The 17338-nt window shown below is 71.9% G+C and carries 15 protein-coding genes and 1 pseudogene; 5 read left to right on the forward strand and 11 right to left on the reverse strand.

Annotated elements, in window-relative coordinates:
* Positions 1 to 443: 443 nt before the first annotated feature.
* The 6 genes from HFV08_RS14680 to leuA form a co-directional block, all read right to left on the reverse strand.
* A complete protein-coding gene (locus tag HFV08_RS14680; RefSeq protein ID WP_246341776.1) occupies positions 444 to 1055 on the reverse strand; it encodes a response regulator in 612 nt (203 codons plus the stop codon).
* Positions 1056 to 1114: 59 nt separating this feature from the next.
* The gene (locus tag HFV08_RS14685; protein ID WP_168539627.1) at positions 1115 to 1336 is read right to left on the reverse strand and encodes a hypothetical protein; all 222 of its coding nucleotides are present in this window, start codon (positions 1334 to 1336) and stop codon (positions 1115 to 1117) included.
* Positions 1333 to 2583: a sensor histidine kinase gene (locus HFV08_RS14690; protein ID WP_312885641.1), complete on the reverse strand. Its 1251-nt coding sequence runs from the start codon at positions 2581 to 2583 to the stop codon at positions 1333 to 1335. Before HFV08_RS14690 ends, HFV08_RS14685 begins: the two co-directional genes overlap by 4 nt.
* A gap of 392 nt (positions 2584 to 2975) precedes the next feature.
* Positions 2976 to 5060, reverse strand: a complete 2085-nt coding sequence (locus HFV08_RS14695; RefSeq protein WP_210430332.1) for an MMPL family transporter — start codon at positions 5058 to 5060, stop codon at positions 2976 to 2978.
* Positions 5061 to 5316: 256 nt separating this feature from the next.
* The gene (locus HFV08_RS14700) at positions 5317 to 6012 is read right to left on the reverse strand and encodes a tellurite resistance TerB family protein (protein WP_168539629.1); all 696 of its coding nucleotides are present in this window, start codon (positions 6010 to 6012) and stop codon (positions 5317 to 5319) included.
* 222 nt (positions 6013 to 6234) lie between these two features.
* The gene (gene leuA, locus HFV08_RS14705) at positions 6235 to 8022 is read right to left on the reverse strand and encodes a 2-isopropylmalate synthase (RefSeq protein WP_168539631.1); all 1788 of its coding nucleotides are present in this window, start codon (positions 8020 to 8022) and stop codon (positions 6235 to 6237) included.
* A gap of 295 nt (positions 8023 to 8317) precedes the next feature.
* Between leuA and HFV08_RS14710 the strand changes: the two genes are divergently transcribed.
* The 3 genes and pseudogenes from HFV08_RS14710 to HFV08_RS14720 all read left to right on the forward strand — a co-directional run.
* Positions 8318 to 9394, forward strand: coding sequence for a M4 family metallopeptidase (locus tag HFV08_RS14710; RefSeq protein ID WP_168539633.1), 1077 nt, complete (start codon positions 8318 to 8320; stop codon positions 9392 to 9394).
* Positions 9395 to 9614: 220 nt separating this feature from the next.
* Entirely contained in the window at positions 9615 to 9881 is a 267-nt protein-coding gene (locus tag HFV08_RS14715) for a protealysin inhibitor emfourin (RefSeq protein ID WP_168539635.1), read from the forward strand.
* A 451-nt stretch (positions 9882 to 10332) separates the two neighbouring features.
* A pseudogene (locus tag HFV08_RS14720) lies at positions 10333 to 11172 on the forward strand (helix-turn-helix transcriptional regulator); the annotation flags it as partial.
* Between the two features lie 304 nt (positions 11173 to 11476).
* Here the strand turns inward: HFV08_RS14720 and era are convergent.
* Complete coding sequence (era, locus tag HFV08_RS14725) at positions 11477 to 12436, reverse strand: GTPase Era (RefSeq protein WP_040253753.1); 960 nt, start codon at positions 12434 to 12436, stop codon at positions 11477 to 11479.
* A gap of 144 nt (positions 12437 to 12580) precedes the next feature.
* Between era and HFV08_RS14730 the strand changes: the two genes are divergently transcribed.
* Positions 12581 to 13891 carry an ammonium transporter gene (locus HFV08_RS14730; protein WP_168539637.1) on the forward strand — a complete coding sequence of 437 codons (1311 nt, stop codon included), beginning with the start codon at positions 12581 to 12583 and terminating at the stop codon, positions 13889 to 13891.
* Positions 13888 to 14226 carry a P-II family nitrogen regulator gene (locus HFV08_RS14735; protein WP_168539639.1) on the forward strand — a complete coding sequence of 113 codons (339 nt, stop codon included), beginning with the start codon at positions 13888 to 13890 and terminating at the stop codon, positions 14224 to 14226. The genes HFV08_RS14730 and HFV08_RS14735 overlap by 4 nt, the downstream gene beginning before the upstream one ends.
* Positions 14227 to 14311: 85 nt before the next feature.
* On the opposite strand, the gene HFV08_RS14740 is transcribed toward HFV08_RS14735, so the two are convergent.
* The 4 genes from HFV08_RS14740 to HFV08_RS14755 form a co-directional block, all read right to left on the reverse strand.
* Positions 14312 to 14665 (reverse strand): cytidine deaminase-like protein, encoded by a 354-nt coding sequence (locus HFV08_RS14740; protein ID WP_168539641.1) that lies wholly within the window; start codon positions 14663 to 14665, stop codon positions 14312 to 14314.
* 76 nt (positions 14666 to 14741) lie between these two features.
* Positions 14742 to 15563, reverse strand: a complete 822-nt coding sequence (locus HFV08_RS14745; RefSeq protein WP_168539643.1) for an SDR family oxidoreductase — start codon at positions 15561 to 15563, stop codon at positions 14742 to 14744.
* Between the two features lie 117 nt (positions 15564 to 15680).
* Positions 15681 to 16034 (reverse strand): MmcQ/YjbR family DNA-binding protein, encoded by a 354-nt coding sequence (locus HFV08_RS14750; RefSeq protein ID WP_040253743.1) that lies wholly within the window; start codon positions 16032 to 16034, stop codon positions 15681 to 15683.
* A complete protein-coding gene (locus HFV08_RS14755; protein WP_040253740.1) occupies positions 16031 to 17338 on the reverse strand; it encodes a hemolysin family protein in 1308 nt (435 codons plus the stop codon). The genes HFV08_RS14750 and HFV08_RS14755 overlap by 4 nt, the downstream gene beginning before the upstream one ends.

Below are 17338 nucleotides of genomic sequence, written 5' to 3' on the forward strand. Positions count from 1 at the left end.
CCGACGGCACCCTTCGGACCCGGTGACACCACCCCCCAGGTCATCCCGTCGACAGGGGGACACAGTCATACCGGGCCCGGAGGCCAGCGGCCCTCTTGCAGGACCGCGAAAAAGATAACGGGGGCGGGGTCGCTCCGGTGGTTCGGCGGGAGGGGTTCGGCTGTGGTGGTGGGGCCGGGCGAAGGCGGTTCGGTGCGGGCGGTTCGGCGGTGGGGCCCGTTCAACTGGGCTGCGGAACAGGCCGGTTGAGGACAGCTCGGGGGGCCGGTCCGATCGGACATAGAACGTGGGATGTCCCTCGCGCGGAACGTATAGCCGGTGGGATGGGACGCCAAGAGGCGCGCGACCGGTGGAGTGAGGGGCGGCGCGGGGTGGGGTGAGGGTGTGCGGGGTGGGGCGCGTGTGATGTGCCGTGAGCGCGGCGTGCGGTGTGGGGCGGGCGGTCAGCGCTCGCCGGGGGTGACGAGGCCGGACTCGTAGGCCACGATGACGAGTTGGGCCCGGTCGCGGGCGCCGAGCTTGCCCATGATGCGGCTGACATGGGTCTTGGCGGTGAGCGGACTGAGGCCCAGCGCCTCGGCGATGCCGGTGTTGTTCAGGCCCCGGGCGACGAGGGTGAGCACCTGCCGTTCGCGCTCGGACAGCCCCTCCGGCCCGCCCGCCGCGCCCGTCGGCGCCTCGGGGGCGGAGAGGAAGCGCGCGATCAGCCGGGAGGTCGGTCCGGGCGAGAGCAGCGCCTCCCCGGCGGCCACCGTCCTGATGGCGTCCAGGAGTTCGGCCGGCCGGGTGTCCTTGACCAGGAACCCGGAGGCCCCGGCGCGCAGCGCGTCCACGACATGCTCGTCGGTGTCGTACGTCGTCAGGACCAGCACCCGTACCGCGGCGAGGCTCGCGTCCGCCGCGATGATCCGGGTCGCCTCGATGCCGTCGAGCCCCGGCATCCGGATGTCCATCACGACCAGATCGGCCTTGGTGCCGCGGGCGAGTTCGACCGCCTCGGTGCCGGTACCGGCCTGCGCCACCACCTCCATGTCCGGCGCCGAGGCGACGAGCATGGCGAAGGCGGCGCGCACCAGGTGCTGGTCGTCGGCGAGCAGCACACGGATGGGGGTGGTCACGGTCCCTCCACGGGGAGTGCGGCCGGGGAGCGGCTCGGCGGCGTCGAGGCGGGGCGGCGGTCGGCGGCGTCGAGACGGTGCGGCGGGGCGGGGCGGCCCGCCGGGTCGGGGTGGCCGGACAGGACGGGGTGGGCGGACAGGACGGGGTGGCCGGACAGGACGAGGTGGCCCGGCGAGGCGGGGGCTCCCTGGCCCGGCCGGGTGGCGGGCGGGGTCATGGGGTGGCGTCCGCCGCGGGGAGGGGCAGGGCGGCGCGGACGGCGAAACCGCCCTCGCTCCGGGGTCCCGCGGTGAAGGCCCCGCCGACGCTGCGCGCCCTCTCGCGCATGCCCGTGAGCCCGAACCCCCTCCCCTTGCGGGCCAGTTGACCGCCCCGGCCGTCGTCGGAGACCGCCACATGCAGGGTGCCGTCCGCGGAGTGCAGCTCCACCCGCACCGAGGGGCCGGGCCCCGCGTGCCGTACCGCGTTGGTGAGCGCCTCCTGCACGATCCGGTAGGCGGTGGCGCCCACCGAGGGCGGGACCCCGTCGGCCCGTACCGACACCTCGACGGTGGCGCCCGCCGTACGCGCCGCACGGGCGAGGTCGGCGACCCCGTCGAGACCCGGCACCGGGCCGCGGCCACCGCCCGGATCCGAGCGGCGCAGCACCTCCAGGGTGGTCCGCAGCTCCCCGCGGGCGGTGCGGCAGGTCTCGGCGATGTCCTCCAGGGCGCCGACCACGGCCTTGCGGTCCAGGCGCGCGGGGTCGGCCTCCAGGACGTGGGCGGCGACCGAGGTCTGCACGCCGATCAGGGTGATGCTGTGGGCGAGCAGGTCGTGCAGGTCGCGGGCGATGCGCAGCCGCTCCTCGGCGACGCGGCGCCGGGCCTCCTCCTCGCGGGTGCGCTCGGCCCGTTCGGCGCGCTGCACGAGCGAGGCGACGTACTGCCGGTAGACCCGGACGTCGATGCCGAGGAAGAGCATGGCGAGGATCCAGCCCGAGATGCGCAGCAGTTGCAGGCCCTCGTGGGCGTTGTTCGCGCTGACGACCGCCACCACCAGGGTGAGCACGCCGAGGGCGACGAAGAGGGTGCGCAGCGGCCTGCCGGTGACGGCGACCGTGTAGAGGATCACGCAGGTCTGGAACATCGAGGCCGCGTGGGAGTTGTCCATCGCGTGGTACGGCGCCACGCAGGCGACCAGCCCGGCCACCGCGAGCACCGGCCGCTGCCGCCGGACCGCGATCAGCAGGGCACTGGCGAGGAGCAGCACCCAGCCGAGCGCGTCCGGGCGGCGTCCCGAGTCGCCCAGCGTGCCGAGCAGGACGGAGAGCACACAGGCCGCCAGCGCGAGGAGGCAGTCGTTGCGCAGCCGGTGCGGGGCGCTCATCGGCTCCCGGGTGGCGACGGCGAGGATCCGCTCGGTCAGCCGCGGCCCGGCGCCCGGTGCCTTCGGGGGATCGTCCACGACGTCCGCATGGTCCACATCGTCCACGGGGTCATCTTCCGTCAGAGGGTTCGTCCGGTTCGGGGCGGGGGTTCGTCCGGTTCGGTCCCGGGGTTCGTCCGGTTCGGTACTGGGTTGCAGCGGGTGGGTTTCGTGGTTCCAGCGGGTGGGTCCGCGGCTCCCGTAGGCGGTAGGTGGGTCCGTGCTTCCAGCGGGTGCGGGGCGTACGGGAGTTGAGGAGGTCGCGGGAGGTGGGAGGGCCGTCCCCGGGCGGTCGGTGGCGCACCCCGGGACGGCCCGGCGGCGGGTCAGCCGCCTGCCGGGACGGCCCGGGGAGTCGTCGTACGGATCACCGGGCCGACGGTACGGATCGCCGGGCCGAGGCGCGGACCAGCGGGCCGCCGCACGGACCAGCGGGCCGAGGCTCGGGATCAGCGGGCCGCCGCGCCCGCGGTCTCGGGTTCGCGGGGCGGGTCCGCCTGCCGGGGCGGCTTCGAGAGGGCGCCCGGCCACCAGAGCTTCCGGCCGAGCAGCAGGCTCGCCGAGGTCACCAGATAGGTGCGCACCAGGAAGGTGTCGAGCAGCACGCCGACCGCGATCACGAAGCCGAGTTCGACCAGTTGCACCATCGGCATGCTGGTGAGCACGGCGAAGGTCGCGGCGAGCACCAGGCCCGCGGAGGCGATGACGGCCCCGGTGGTGCGCAGCGCGGTGAGCGCGGCGGCGGCGGGTTCGGCGCCGCCCAGCGACTCCTCCCGCATCCGGTGCATCAGGAAGATCCCGTAGTCCACCCCGAGCGCGACCAGGAAGACGAAGGAGAGCAGGCCGAGCCCCGGATCGGTGCCGCCGAAGCCGAACAGCGGCCCGAAGACGAGCCCCGCGATGCCGAGCGAGGCGCCCCAGACACCGACCACCGCGACGGTCAGCAGCACCGGGGCGACCAGCGAGCGCAGCAGCACCGTCAGGATCAGCAGCACGGAGAGGAGGACGAGCGGGACGACGATGCGGGTGTCCCTGGCGTTGGTCTCCGTCAGGTCGATCTGCTCGGCGCTCGGGCCGCCGACATAGGAGCCGTCGAGGGTGTCCCGCAGCCGTTCGATGGTCCTGGTCTCGGCCGGGCTCTGCGGCGCGCCCTCGGCGACCACGGAGATCTCGGTCCACCCCTGGCCCGCCCGGGTCGTCCTGGCGGTGTCGACGCCCTCGGTGGCGCGGATCTCGCGCAGTGAGCGCTCAGCCCGCCCGCTCGGGGTGAGCACGGTGACGGGCTGGGTGCTGTGCTCGGGGTAGGCCTCGGCGAGCGTCCGCATCGCGGTGACCGCCTGCGGCCGTTCGGTGAAGGAGTCCTCCTGCTTGAGCTCGCCGGGAAGTGCGAAGGCGCCGAGGGCGAGCGCGCCGAGCAGGGCGCCCCCGGTGGCCAGCACGGCGAGCGGGCGCCGCCCGGCCGAGGAGCCCATCGCGGCGAAGAGGCCGCGCCGCTCCTTCGGCCGGCTGCCGAAGGCGGGCACCAGCGGCCAGAACACCCGGCGGCCGAGCAGGACAAGGAGCGCGGGCAGCAGCGTCACCATCGCGACCAGCGCGCAGAGCACCCCGACGGTGCCGAGCGGGCCCATGCCGCGGCTGCTGTTGAGGTCCGCGGCGAGCAGGCAGAGCAGCCCCGCCGCCACGGTGCCGGAGGAGGCGAGCACGGCGGGTCCGCAGCCGCGCAGGGCCGCCCGCATCGCCTCCTGAGGGCGCTCGAAGCGGCGCAGTTCCTCGCGGTAGCGGGAGACGAGCAGCAGGGCGTAGTCGGTACCGGCGCCGAAGACGAGGATCGTCATCACGCCCGAACTCTGACCGCTGATCGGGGTGCCGAGGAACTGGTGGAGGCCGTAGGCGACCGCCATCGACAGGAAGTCCGCGATTCCGGCGACGACCAGCGGGACCAGCCAGAGGAAGGGGCTGCGGTAGATGAGGATGAGCAGCAGCGCGACGACGGCGACCGTGGTGTAGAGCAGCGGGCCGCCCAGGGAGGTGTAGACCTCGGCGGCGTCGGTCGCCAGCGCCCCCGGGCCGCTGACGTCGACGCTCAGCCCGTCACCGCCCTCGGTGATCTTCCGCACCCCGTGGACGAAGTCGTCGCGCGCCTCCTCGTCCGTACCCGGCGCGGTACTGCCGACCGGGTACATCAGCGTGGCGCCGTCCTTCGACGGCACCGGCCCGGGCCTGCCGGTCAGCTCGAAGGTCTCCGCGATCCGCTCGACCTGCCCGGCGGCCCGATCCCGGTCGGCCGCGGTCAGTCCGCCCTCGCGGTGGTAGACGAGCACCAGCCGGGTGGTCTCGCCGCCGGGCAGCCGGTCCTGCATCTCGGCCACCTGCGTCGAGTCGGCGCTCGCGGGCAGGTAGTCGACGGCACGGTCGCGCTGCACGTCGGCCAGCTTGCCGCCGAAGGGCCCGAGCACGGCCAGCGCGGCCACCCACAGGCCGAGGACCACCCAGGGCACGGCCCGGCGTCGTGAACTGTTCTTCGCGGCCCCCATGGTGCGGGCCTCCCTCCACCCTGGCGGACTCGGACCCGTCCAGCCTCCCGGCCCCCGCACGCCGATTCCTCGGGCTTGAGAGCGAGTACGGGCGTACTACGGGGGTGGGCCGAAGGGCGCCGGTACTCCCTGGGGAGTAAGGCGGGAGGGGAACGGCGACGGGTGCCGGGGCGGCGGCGCGTGCCGCGTCCACCACGGGTGCCGGGGCGGCGGCGCGTGCCGCGTCCGCCGCGGGCGCGGGGGCGAAGGCGCCGGGTCAGGACGGGGTGCGGGCGGCGGTGAGCAGTCGTTCGACCTCGTCGGTGGTGATGGTCAGCGACTTGCCCACGGCACCGAGCACATCGCGCTCGGCCGGGGTGTACGGCCCGTCCGCGAGGGCGATCCGGGCGCCTTCGAGGAGGATCGACTCCCGGCCCGGCGCGGCGAGGAAGGGCGTCAACGGGGCCAGCGCCTCGTGGAGTTCCACCGAGAGGCTCGCGCAGCCGTCGTCGCAGCCCCGGCTCATCGCGCCGGTCTCGGCGGTGAGCGCCTCGACGAGTGCGGTGAGCTGCAGGGCCGTGCAGTTCTCCACCCCGGCGTCGTTCAGGGCCCGAACGGCGGCCTCCAGGGCGGGAGTCGAGGTCCCCCCGGCGGCGAGTGTGGACAGGGTGACGGTGTGCACGGCGTCCCGCAGCATGGCCGTCAGCCGGTGGGTCGTCGGATGGTCGAGCACCTCGGTACGGAACTGCTCCATGCACGCCGCGCACTCGATCACCGGACCGCTGCGCCCCCGCGGCAGCGTCGGGATGCCCAGCACGGCGATGAAGCGGCGGCCCGTCCGGCGCTGATAGTTCCGGTCCCCGCCGCAGCCGGGACAGAAGAACTCGCCGTCACCCACCGTATTCCAGACGGTGTGCGTCCCGACGAGGCGAGAGATCAGCTCGGCAGGGGCTCGTCCCCGTCCTGGCAGCACGTCCACCTCCGTAACACCGCGAACACGCTCCCTTGCGCTCCGCTGCGACGCGCCGACTCCGCCCGGCGGATGATCCGCATGCCGAGATGACGCGCTGGCGTGATGTTAGCCACACCACCCAGTCGGCGTCAGCCCCTTGGGCCGAGAGCTGGCCGAGACCTGCCCGGCGGGCACCCCGTCCCCCGGGCGTCACAGGGACGCCCGGGGCCCCGAAGCCGCGGGTCAGCCGCCGTTCCGGGCCGCGCGGTTGACCGCGGAGACCACTGCCTTCAGGGAGGCGCGTGTCGTATTCGCGTCGATGCCGATACCCCAGAGCACCTTGTCGCCGATCGCGCACTCGATGTACGAGGCGGCCAGCGCCGAAGCGCCCTCGCTCATCGTGTGCTCCTGGTAGTCCAGCAGCCGTACGTCGATGCCGATCGACTGCAGTGCGTCGAAGAAGGCGGAGATCGGACCGTTGCCCGTACCGCTCAGCACCGTGTGCGCGCCGTCGACCTCGGCCTCGACGGTCAGGGTGTCGGCACCGCCGCCGCTCGTGCCGCTGGTGGCCTGGCCGCCGTCGCGTACCTGGATGCGGCCCCAGGGGTTGTCCGGGTTGGGCAGGTACTCGTCCTGGAAGACGGACCAGATGGCCCCCGGGGTGACCTCGCCGCCCTCGGCGTCCGTCTTCGCCTGGATGATCCGGGAGAACTCGATCTGCATCCGCCGGGGCAGGTCCAGATGGTGGTCGTTCTTGAGGACGTAGGCCACACCGCCCTTGCCGGACTGCGAGTTGACCCGGATCACGGCCTCGTAGGAACGCCCCACGTCCTTCGGGTCGATCGGCAGGTAGGGGACCGCCCACTCGATGTCGTCGACCGTCCTGCCCGCCGCCGCGGCGCGGCGCTCCATCGCCTCGAAGCCCTTCTTGATGGCGTCCTGGTGGGAGCCGGAGAAGGCGGTGTAGACGAGGTCGCCCGCGTAGGGGTGGCGCGGGTGCACCTCCATCTGCGTGCAGTACTCGGCGGCGCGGCGGATCTCGTCGATGTCGGAGAAGTCGATCTGCGGGTCCACGCCCTGCGAGAACAGGTTCATGCCCAGGGTGACCAGGTCGACGTTGCCGGTCCGCTCGCCCTGGCCGAACAGGCAGCCCTCGACGCGGTCGGCGCCCGCCATCACCGCGAGTTCGGCGGCGGCCACCGCGGTGCCCCGGTCGTTGTGGGGGTGCGCCGAGAGGCAGACGAACTCACGCCGGCTCAGATTGCGCGACATCCACTCGAAGCGGTCCGCGTGCGTGGAGGGCGTCGAACGCTCCACGGTGGCGGGCAGGTTGAGGATGATCTCGCGGCCCGCCTCGGGCTGCCAGACGTCCATCACCCCCTCGCAGACCTCCAGCGCGAAGTCCAGCTCGGTGTCGGTGAAGATCTCGGGGCTGTACTGGTACCCGAACTCGGTCCGCTCGTCGAGCAGCTTCTCCGCGTACTCCATGACCAGCCGCGTCCCGTCCACGGCGATCTGCCGGACCTGGTCCCGGGAGCCCCGGAAAACCACCTCGCGCCAGACCGGAGCGGTGGCGTTGTACAGGTGCACCGTCGCCCGGCGCGCGCCCTTCAGCGATTCCACGGTGCGCTCGATGAGTTCCTCGCGCGCCTGCGTCAGGACCGAGATCGTCACGTCCTCGGGGATCGCCTCGTCCTCGATGACGGAGCGGACGAAGTCGAAGTCCGTCTGCCCGGAGGAGGGGAAGCCGACCTCGATCTCCTTGTAGCCCATGCGTACGAGCAGATCGAACATCTCCCGCTTGCGTACGGGCGACATGGGGTCGATCAGCGCCTGGTTGCCGTCGCGCAGATCGGTGGACAGCCAGCGCGGGGCCTTGGTGATGCGCCGCTCGGGCCAGGTTCGGTCGGCGATGTCCACGGCCTCGTAACCGCGGTACTTGTGGATCGGCATCGCGGTGGGCTGCTGGAAGTGGTGCGCGGTGGTGAGCGGCGTACGACGACCGACGGGCTGGTCAGCGGGGTTCGACATGATGCGTGGGGCTCCTCATTGGTCCACAGGGGGCCGGCCGACGGGTCGTAGCGCAACACCGAACTCCGCGGGGAGGGGGTCGGCCTCGACTACAGGCCCTCGCCGCGGCAGCTAAGGAGAAGCAGCCCAAAACGCATGATGGCTGCACTGTAACCGAACGGTGCCGCCGCAAGGCGATGCGTTTCAGTATGCGGGACTGCCGCCACGTAAAGGCCATCGCGTGAGTTATCACTCCATTTCGCCAATCTTCTTCGCTTCTGGTGACTGAACCACCACTCACTGTCACAGTCCTTGTATGAACACTCACCGCGACATCACGCCCGTCTTCTGCACGATCGTCCCGCCGCACCTGCTGGACGCCCTCTCCCGGCACAGCAACGCGACCCTCGCCGACGTCGCCCGCCGCACCCTCGAACGCGACACCCTGGAGCGCACCCGCCGGAGCCTCACCGTGGCCGCCGGCCCCCAGGCGACGGCCGCTCCAGCCGCCGAGGCCGACCCGCCCGACCAGCCCGAACGCTCCATCCACGACGCCGCCCACGGCACCGCCCTGCCCGGCCGCAAGGTCCGCGGTGAGGGACAGCAGCCCGTGAAGGACGCCTCCGTCAACCGCGCGTACTCGGGTCTCGGCGCCACCTTCGAGCTGTACCTCAAGGCCTACCACCGCTCCTCCATCGACGGCCGCGGCCTCCCCCTCGTCGCCACGGTCCACTACGACCGCGAGTACAACAACGCCTTCTGGAACGGCGACCAGATGGTCTTCGGCGACGGTGACGGGGAGATCTTCCTGGACTTCACCCTCCCTCTCGACGTCATCGGCCACGAGCTGACGCACGGCGTCACCCAGCACACGGCGAACCTCACCTACGCCGACCAGCCCGGCGCCCTCAACGAGTCCATCTCGGATGTCTTCGGCTCACTGATCAAGCAGTACGCCCTGGGCCAGACCGCCTCGGAGGCCGACTGGCTCATCGGCGCCGGGCTGCTCGCCCCCGGGGTGAGCGGCAAGGCACTCCGCTCGATGAAGGCCCCGGGCACCGCCTACGACGACGATGTCCTCGGCAAGGACCCCCAGCCCGGCAGCATGAAGGACTACGTCCGCACGGAGGACGACAACGGCGGCGTCCACATCAACTCCGGCATCCCCAACCGCGCCTTCTACCTCCTGGCCGAGGCACTGGGCGGCAACGCCTGGGAGCGGGCCGGGCAGATCTGGTACGACGTCCTCACCGGCGGCGATCTGGCCTCCGACGCGGACTTCACCGCCTTCGCCCGCCTGACCGCCTCCGCCGCGCAGACGCGCTACGGCGGCGGCGCGGAGCAGGAAGCCGTCCTCAAGGCCTGGTCGCAGGTGGGGGTATCCACCGGCTGAGCCATCGGCCTCCCTCCGCTCCGGCGCATCCTCCTCCCGCCGGGGCACTGCTCCCCCGGGGCCGTTCCGCCGCGCGAACGGCCCCGGGCGGGCGGTTCGGGTTCAGGTTCGGGACGGGCGGCCCCGGGGCAGGTGCCGGACGCTCCGCGAAGGCGCGGCCGGAGCTGGGAAATATGGCGGACAGGAAGCGGCGGAAGAGATTGGGGGTAGAACACCTTCCATGCGCATTCAGGTAAAACGCACAGGGGGGTTCGCGGCCATCGTGCGCGAGGCCCAGGTCGACACCGGGGATCTCCCGGACGCCGAGGAGTGGAAGGCCCTGGCGGACGAAGCGCTGGCCGCCTCCGGAGAGAGTCCCTCGGCGGGGGTCCCGGACGGTTTCCACTACGCCCTGACCATCGGCGACCGCACCGTCCACTGCGCCGACCCCGGCCTCACCGAGGCCCAGCGGAAGCTGATCTCGCGGGTGTTGAAGGAGGGGGCCTGACCACCGCGGCTCAGCCCGTCTCTCTGCGGATCCCCTGCGCGGCCGTCGCAGGATCCGCGGAGGCCACCACGGGCCCGTCTTGCGTCTGACTCTTGCCATGAACTTCAGCATCTGTTGTGCCTCTCCTCTTCGCAGGGTTCGTGGCCGGTGTCCGGCCGGTGGTGTCGGCGGGGACTTCCCTCGCCGGTGTCTTCCTGGGACGTGAGCGTCACCTCGACCCTCCGCCCCGGTCCCGCTCCTCCCCCGTGCCCGGCTCGGCGCCCGTCCGCGGGAGCCGGGAAAGGGGAGGGATTGCGGGTTGCCACGGCCCCGGTCAACTCCGCTGTCGGGAGCGGTGCTTCCGTGGTCGTGGTGCCAGACTCACCCGCTCACCGCGGAAGTGGGAGAGGACTCCCGATCCTGGGATCGGCAGTCCCTGGATAACTCTCCGTGCCCGGGTGATGCTGTCCTCGTGAACCGACTCGATCGACCTCAGCTCGCAGACTTCCTGCGCCGCGGACGTGCCCGTCTCACGCCCGCGGCCGTGGGGATGGAAGCGGGCGGACGGCGCCGCACCCCGGGGCTGCGCCGTGAGGAGGTGGCGCAACTGGCCGGGATGTCCGTCGACTACTACATCCGCCTGGAACAGCGCCGCGGGCCCCGTCCCTCGCGGCAACTGCTCACCTCGCTCTCCCGCGCCCTGCGGCTGACGGAAGAGGAGCGTGACCATCTCTTCCATCTCGCGGGCGAGCAGCCGCCACGCCCCGGCCACACCGATCTGCATGTCCGCCCGGGACTGCTGCTGATACTCGACCGGTTGCACGACACACCCGCGCAGATCGTCACCGACTACGGAGAGGTGCTGGCCCAGAACCACATGGCCGCCGCGCTCACCGGCGACATCACGCAGCGCCCCGCCGAGGACCGCAATCTGGTCCGGCACTTCTTCACCGACCCGGAAGCACGGCAACTGATCCCGGAGGGAGACCGAGCAGACCGCGCTCGTACCCATGTCGCCTGCCTGCGGGCGGTCACCGCGGCGAGACCGGACGACCCCGGGCCCGGGCGGCTGGTCGCCGAACTACGCAAGAAGAGCGAGGAGTTCCGAAGACTCTGGCAGTCCCATGAGGTCGCGGCGCGGCACACCGCGAGCAAGCGGTTCCAGCATCCGATGGTCGGCCTCTTGGAGCTGGACTGCGAGGTCCTGCTCAGCCAGGGCGGCGACCAGCAGTTGATCGTCCACACCGCGCGCCCGGGAACCGAGTCCTACGAAAAGCTCGAACTGCTGCGAGTGGTGGGCTGCCAGGACATGGACGCCGACCTGCTGGAGTCGTCGGCGCCCTGGGACGAGGAGTACGCGGCGTACGAGGACTTCGAGGAGGACGCGGGGTACGAGTGGGTGCGGGCCGCGAGAAGCACCGTCCCGGAGCTGGGAGAGGACGCGGAAGGCAGCAGCCCGACACAGGAGCAGAGGGAACGACAGCAGGGCGAGCGGGGGCAAGGCGAACGGGGGCAGCGCGTCCCGGCGCAGGCCGAGCCTCGGGAAAGGAGGAGTCACATAGCCGCGGACGGATGAAGCGCAGGGATGAGCGGCGGTCCGTCGACCCGTTCGGGGATCAGAAGCCGAGTCGCCTCAGCTGCTTGGGATCGCGCTGCCAGTCCTTGGCCACCTTCACATGGAGGTCCAGGAAGACGGGGGTGCCGAGCAGGGCCTCGATCTGCTTGCGGGACTTCACGCCGACATCCTTCAGGCGCTTTCCCTTCGGGCCGATGACGATGCCCTTCTGGCTCGGGCGCTCGATGAAGAGGTTGGCGTGGATGTCCAGCAGGGGCTTGTCGGCCGGCCGGTCCTCGCGCGGGAGCATCTCCTCCACGACGACGGCGATGGAGTGCGGCAGTTCGTCGCGCACGCCCTCCAGAGCGGCCTCGCGGATGAGTTCCGCCACCATGACCTGCTCGGGCTCGTCGGTGAGGTCGCCCTCGGGGTAGAGGGTCGGCCCCTCGGGGAGCAAGGGCACCAGCAGATCGGCGAGAAGGGAGACCTGCTGACCCCCGACCGCGGAGACGGGGATGATCTCCGCCCACTCGAAGCCGAGTTCCTTGCCGAGCTGGTCCACGGCGATGAGCTGCTCGGCGAGGGCCTTGGGGTCGACGAGGTCCGTCTTGGTGACGACCGCGACCTTCGGGGTGCGCTTGATCCCGGCCAGTTCCTTGGCGATGAAGCGGTCACCGGGGCCGAGCTTCTGGTCGGCGGGAAGGCAGAAGCCGATCACGTCGACCTCGGCCCAGGTGGTGCGGACCACGTCGTTCAGGCGCTCGCCCAGCAGCGTACGGGGCTTGTGCAGGCCGGGGGTGTCCACCAGGACGAGCTGGGCGTCCGGACGGTGCACGATCCCGCGCACGGTGTGCCGGGTGGTCTGCGGACGATTGGAGGTGATGGCGATCTTCTGACCGACAAGAGCGTTCGTCAGGGTGGACTTGCCCGCGTTGGGGCGTCCCACAAAGCAGGCGAAGCCGGACCGGTGGGGGGAATCGGACGGCTCGGTGGGGTCGCTGTGAACGCTCATGGCGACCATTGTCCCTGATCCCGGGAGCCGGTCCGACCTGTGAGATTGCGGAAACGCTGACGCAATGCGAAACACGGCGGAAACACCGATGTGTGCGGAGCGAAATGCGGGGCGGTGACTCTCTCAGTCTCCCCGACCCTCAGGAGACCGACAGTGAAGACCGTGCACCTGGCCGCAGGCCTCGACAGCGGCGACACCGCCTGGCTGCTCGCGGCCACGGCGCTGGTCCTGCTGATGACCCCCGGCCTGGCCCTCTTCTACGGCGGGATGGTCCGTACCAAGAGCGTGCTCAACATGCTCCTGATGAGCTTCGTCTCGATCGCGCTCGTCACCGTGGTCTGGCTGCTCGCGGGCTATTCGCTGGTCTTCGGTGACGATGCCTTCGGGGGGCTGATCGGTGATCTCGGCCACCTCGGCATGGCCCACATCGGGCCGGACGACGTGTCCGGGACGGTGCCGACGATGCTGTTCAGCACCTTCCAGCTGACCTTCGCGATCATCACCGCGGCGCTGATCAGCGGGGCGGTGGCGCACCGGACGAAGTTCGCGGCCTGGCTGGTGTTCGTGCCGGTGTGGGCGCTGCTCGTATACGTTCCGGTGGCGCACTGGGTCTGGGGGCCGGGCGGCTGGATCTCGGGGCGTCTTGGTGCGCTCGACTTCGCGGGCGGCCTTGTCGTGGAGATCGCCTCGGGGGCTTCGGGGCTGGCGCTCGCCCTGGTGCTCGGTCCGCGGATCGGCTTCCGGAAGGACGCCATGCGTCCCCACAACCTGCCCCTGGTCATGCTGGGCGCGGGACTTCTGTGGTTCGGGTGGCTCGGCTTCAACGGCGGTTCGGCGCTCGGGGCCAACGGCCTGGCGGCCGCCTCGCTGCTCAACACCCTCGTCGCCGGCTGCACCGGGCTGCTCGGCTGGCTCGCCGTCGAGCAGGTGCGGGACGGCCATCCGACCACCTTCGGTGCCGCCTCGGGTGCCGTGGCCGGACTGGTGGCGATCACCCCGGCCTGCGGGACGGTGGGCATCCTCGGCGGGGCCGTGGTGGGGCTCGCCGCGGGCGTGGTGTGCTCGTACGCCGTGGCCTGGAAGTTCCGCTTCGGGTACGACGATTCGCTGGACGTGGTGGGTGTGCACTTCGTCGGCGGGGTGGTGGGCACCCTGCTGATCGGGCTGTTCGCGACCGAGGCGATGACCGGCGGCGCGGAAGGGCTCTTCTACGGCGGCGGTCTCGGGCAGTTGGGCAGGCAGGCGGTGGCGGTCGTGGTGGTGGCCGCGTACACCTTCGGGGTGACCTTCCTCCTCGGCAAGGCGATCGACCGGCTGATGGGCTTCCGGGCCTCCGCCGAGGAGGAGATGACCGGACTCGACCAGACCGTGCACGCGGAGACCGCCTACGATCACGGCGTGCTGGGCCACGGTGCCCCGCACAACTCCCCGGCGGTCACGAAGGACAGGAGCCCGTCCGCATGAAGCTCATCACGGCGATCGTCAAGCCCTTCCGCCTCGACGAGGTGAAGAGCGCCCTCCAGGAACTCGGCGTGCACGGAATGACCGTGACCGAGGCGAGCGGTTACGGACGTCAGGGCGGGCACACCGAGGTGTACCGGGGAGCGGAGTACAAGGTCGACCTGGTACCGAAGGTCCGTATCGAGATCGTGGTCGAGGACGCGGACACGGAGGCCTCGGTGGACGCGATCGTGCGCGCCGCGCAGACGGGACGCATCGGAGACGGCAAGGTCTGGGTCGTGCCGGTCGACTCCGTGGTCCGGGTGCGCACGGGCGAACGCGGCCCGGACGCCCTCTGATCCGCCGCCCTCCAGCCTGCCCGCCCTCTGGCCTGCCCGGCGACTGGTCTGCCCGCTGAGTCCCGGCCGACGCCCCGCAGGACGGTCAACCCGCGGTGACCACGTCCCTGACCTCGCCGTCGGTGCCGGCGACCAGCACGGGAGTGTCGGCGCCGCCCAGGTCGCGTACCGCGGCACGGTCGGCGTCCGCGGCGGCCGGTGCCTCGGTGACCACGGCCGCCGCCTCCAGCGAGGTGGCACCGGAGGCGACCGCCATGGCCACCGCCGTCTGCAGGGCGCTGAGTTGCAGGGAGTCCAGGGACACGGTCCCGGCGACATAGGTGCGGCCGGTCTCGTCGCGTACCGCCGCGCCCTCGGGCACGCCGTTGCGGGCTCTGGCCGAGCGGGCCAGGGTGACGATCTTGCGGTCCTCGGGGTCGAGCGCGGTGCTGTCGGTCATGTGCCGAAGCATACGAAGCGGCGGGAACGGCTCGCGCGGCGGCCGGCCGACGAGGTGAACGCTCGTATCGCAGGCCCTACGAGCCGAGGAACTCCCGGGCTCCGCGCAGGCGGGTGCGCAGGTGGGACTGGGTGGCGCGGCTGTCGAGGCGGACGTCGAGGGCGCCGGGGAGCGCGGAGTCGGCGCGGCGGGCGGAGGGGAGCCGGGAGGGGTCGAGTCCCTCGCGGCGGGCGAGGAGTACGCCGAGGTCGTGGCGGCTCAAGGCGTCTGCCCCGGCGAGGTGGAACATCCCGGACGCCTCGGACACGGTGAGTTCGCGCAGGGCGGCGGCCAGATCCGTGACGTGCACCGGGCAGCGGATGTCGTCGGTGAACAGGGCACCCGAGCGTGGATCGGCGGCCAGGGCACGGACCCGGCGCTCGGGTGCGGAGCGGCCGTGGCCGACGATCAACGAGGTGCGCGCGACGGCGGCGTCCGGGACGAGGAGTCGCACGGCGGTCTCGGCGGCCGCCTTCGCCGCGCCGTACGGGGTGACCGGATCGGGGAGGCAGCTCTCGTCGTAGTGGACCCGGGAGCCGGAGAAGACGGCGTCGCTGGAGACGTGGACCAGGCGGCAGGCGTGTTCCGCCGCGGCCAGGGCCACCCGTACCGATCCGTCCGCGGTGACCGCCCAATCGGCTTGGCCGCTCGTGACGTTGAGGACGGCGTCCGGGGCCACCTCGGTGAGCAGTGCGTCGAGACCACCGGGGAGGCGGAGGTCGAGCCGGTGCCAGGAGGCGCCGGGGATTTCGCGGGGGCGGGAGTGGTAGGTCGCGGCGGTCCGCCAGCCCGCGGCGAGGGTCTGGCCCACCAGTTCCGTTCCGAGGAAACCGCTGCCGCCGATGATCAGGACTCTCATGGGTCCCCACCGTAGGTCGATCGGTGGGCCGGTCGGCGGGGCCGCTCAGGGGAAACCGAACGGCCGGGCCCGTCAGGGCGGTCGGCCGGGCTCCTCAAGGGGGAACAGCCCGGCCCGTCAAGGCCGGTCGAGTCGCAGCCGCTCCGCGCGCGGCAGTTTGGCCACCACCAAGTCGTAGGAGTCCTCGATGAGTTCGCGGAGCTGGCGGTCGGGAAGCGGTCCGACCGTCACCGTGTTCCAGTGCCGCTTGTTGAGGTGGTAGCCGGGGACGATCTCGGGGTGGCGCTCGCGCAGCCGTACGGCCTCTTCCGGATCGCACTTCAGGGAGATGGTCAGCGGCTCCGCGTCCAGGGCGCTGAGCGCGAAGACCTTGCCGAGCACCTTGAAGACCGAGGTCTCCGGGTTGAACGGGAACTCCTCGGCCACCGCGTTGAAGGAGAGGCAGAAGGCGCGCAGTTCGGCGGGGTTCATGTGCTGGACTCCTCGGTCGCGGGGACCGTCTCGACGGCGACCGGCTCCACCAGTACGGTCACGATCTTGTTCCGGCGCCCGGCCGCCGCCTCCGCGGTCAGCCGCAGGGCCCGGCCGTCGGGCAGGTCGACCACCGCGCTCGCCCCGGCGATCGGCACCCGGCCGAGGGCCTTGGCGAGCAGGCCGCCGACGGTCTCGACGTCCTCGTCGTCGTAGGCCTCCAGGCCGTACAGCTCGCCGAGGTCGCCGATGTCGAGGCGGGCGGTGACCCGGTGGCGGTCCTCGCCCAGCTCCTCCACGGGCGGCAGTTCGCGGTCGTACTCGTCGGTGATCTCGCCGACGATCTCCTCCAGGATGTCCTCGATGGTGACGATGCCCGCGGTGCCGCCGTACTCGTCGATGACGACGGCGACGTGGTTGCGCTCCTGCTGCATCTCGCGCAGGAGGTCGCCCGCGTTCTTGGTGTCGGGGACGAAGGAGGCCGAACGCATCGCGGTGGAGACCAGCTCGGACTCGGCCTCCCGGTTGATGTGGGTGCGGCGGGCCAGGTCCTTGAGGTAGACGACGCCGACGATGTCGTCCTCGCTCTCGCCGGTCACCGGCATCCGCGAGAAGCCGGAGCGCAGGGCGAGGGTGAGCGCCTGGCGGATGGTGCGGTAGCGCTCGACGACGACGAGGTCGGTGCGCGGCACCATCACCTCGCGCACCAGGGTGTCCCCCAGCTCGAAGACGGAGTGCACCATCCGGCGCTCCTCGTCCTCGATCAGGGACTCCTTCTCCGCGAGGTCGACCAGGGCGCGCAGCTCCGCCTCGGAGGCGAACGGGCCGCGCCGGAAGCCCTTTCCGGGGGTCAGGGCGTTGCCGATGAGGATCAGCAGGGGCGGGATGGGGCCCATGATCCGGGCCAGCGGCAGCAGGATGTACGCCGCCGCGGTGGCCGTGTTCAGCGGGTGCTGGCGGCCGATGGTGCGCGGGGAGACGCCGACGGCGACATAGCTGACGAGCACCATGACCCCGATGGCGAGCAGCAGCGCCTGCCAGGTCTTGTCGAACTCCTCCAGACAGGCGTACGTGACGAGCGCCGCGGCGGCCATCTCGCAGGCCACCCGGACGAGGAGGGCGACGTTGAGGTAGCGGGTGGGGTCGGCGGCGACCTGGGCGAGCTTGGCGCTGCCCCGCCTGCCGACGCGAGCCGCCTCCTCCGCGCGGAAGCTGGAGATGCGGGCGAGCCCGGCCTCGGCGCAGGCGGCGAGCCAGGCGACGACGACCAGGAGGACCGCGCCGAAGATCAGCTGGGTGTTCAT

Source organism: Streptomyces physcomitrii (genome assembly GCF_012273655.1).
GTDB lineage: Bacteria > Actinomycetota > Actinomycetes > Streptomycetales > Streptomycetaceae > Streptomyces > Streptomyces physcomitrii.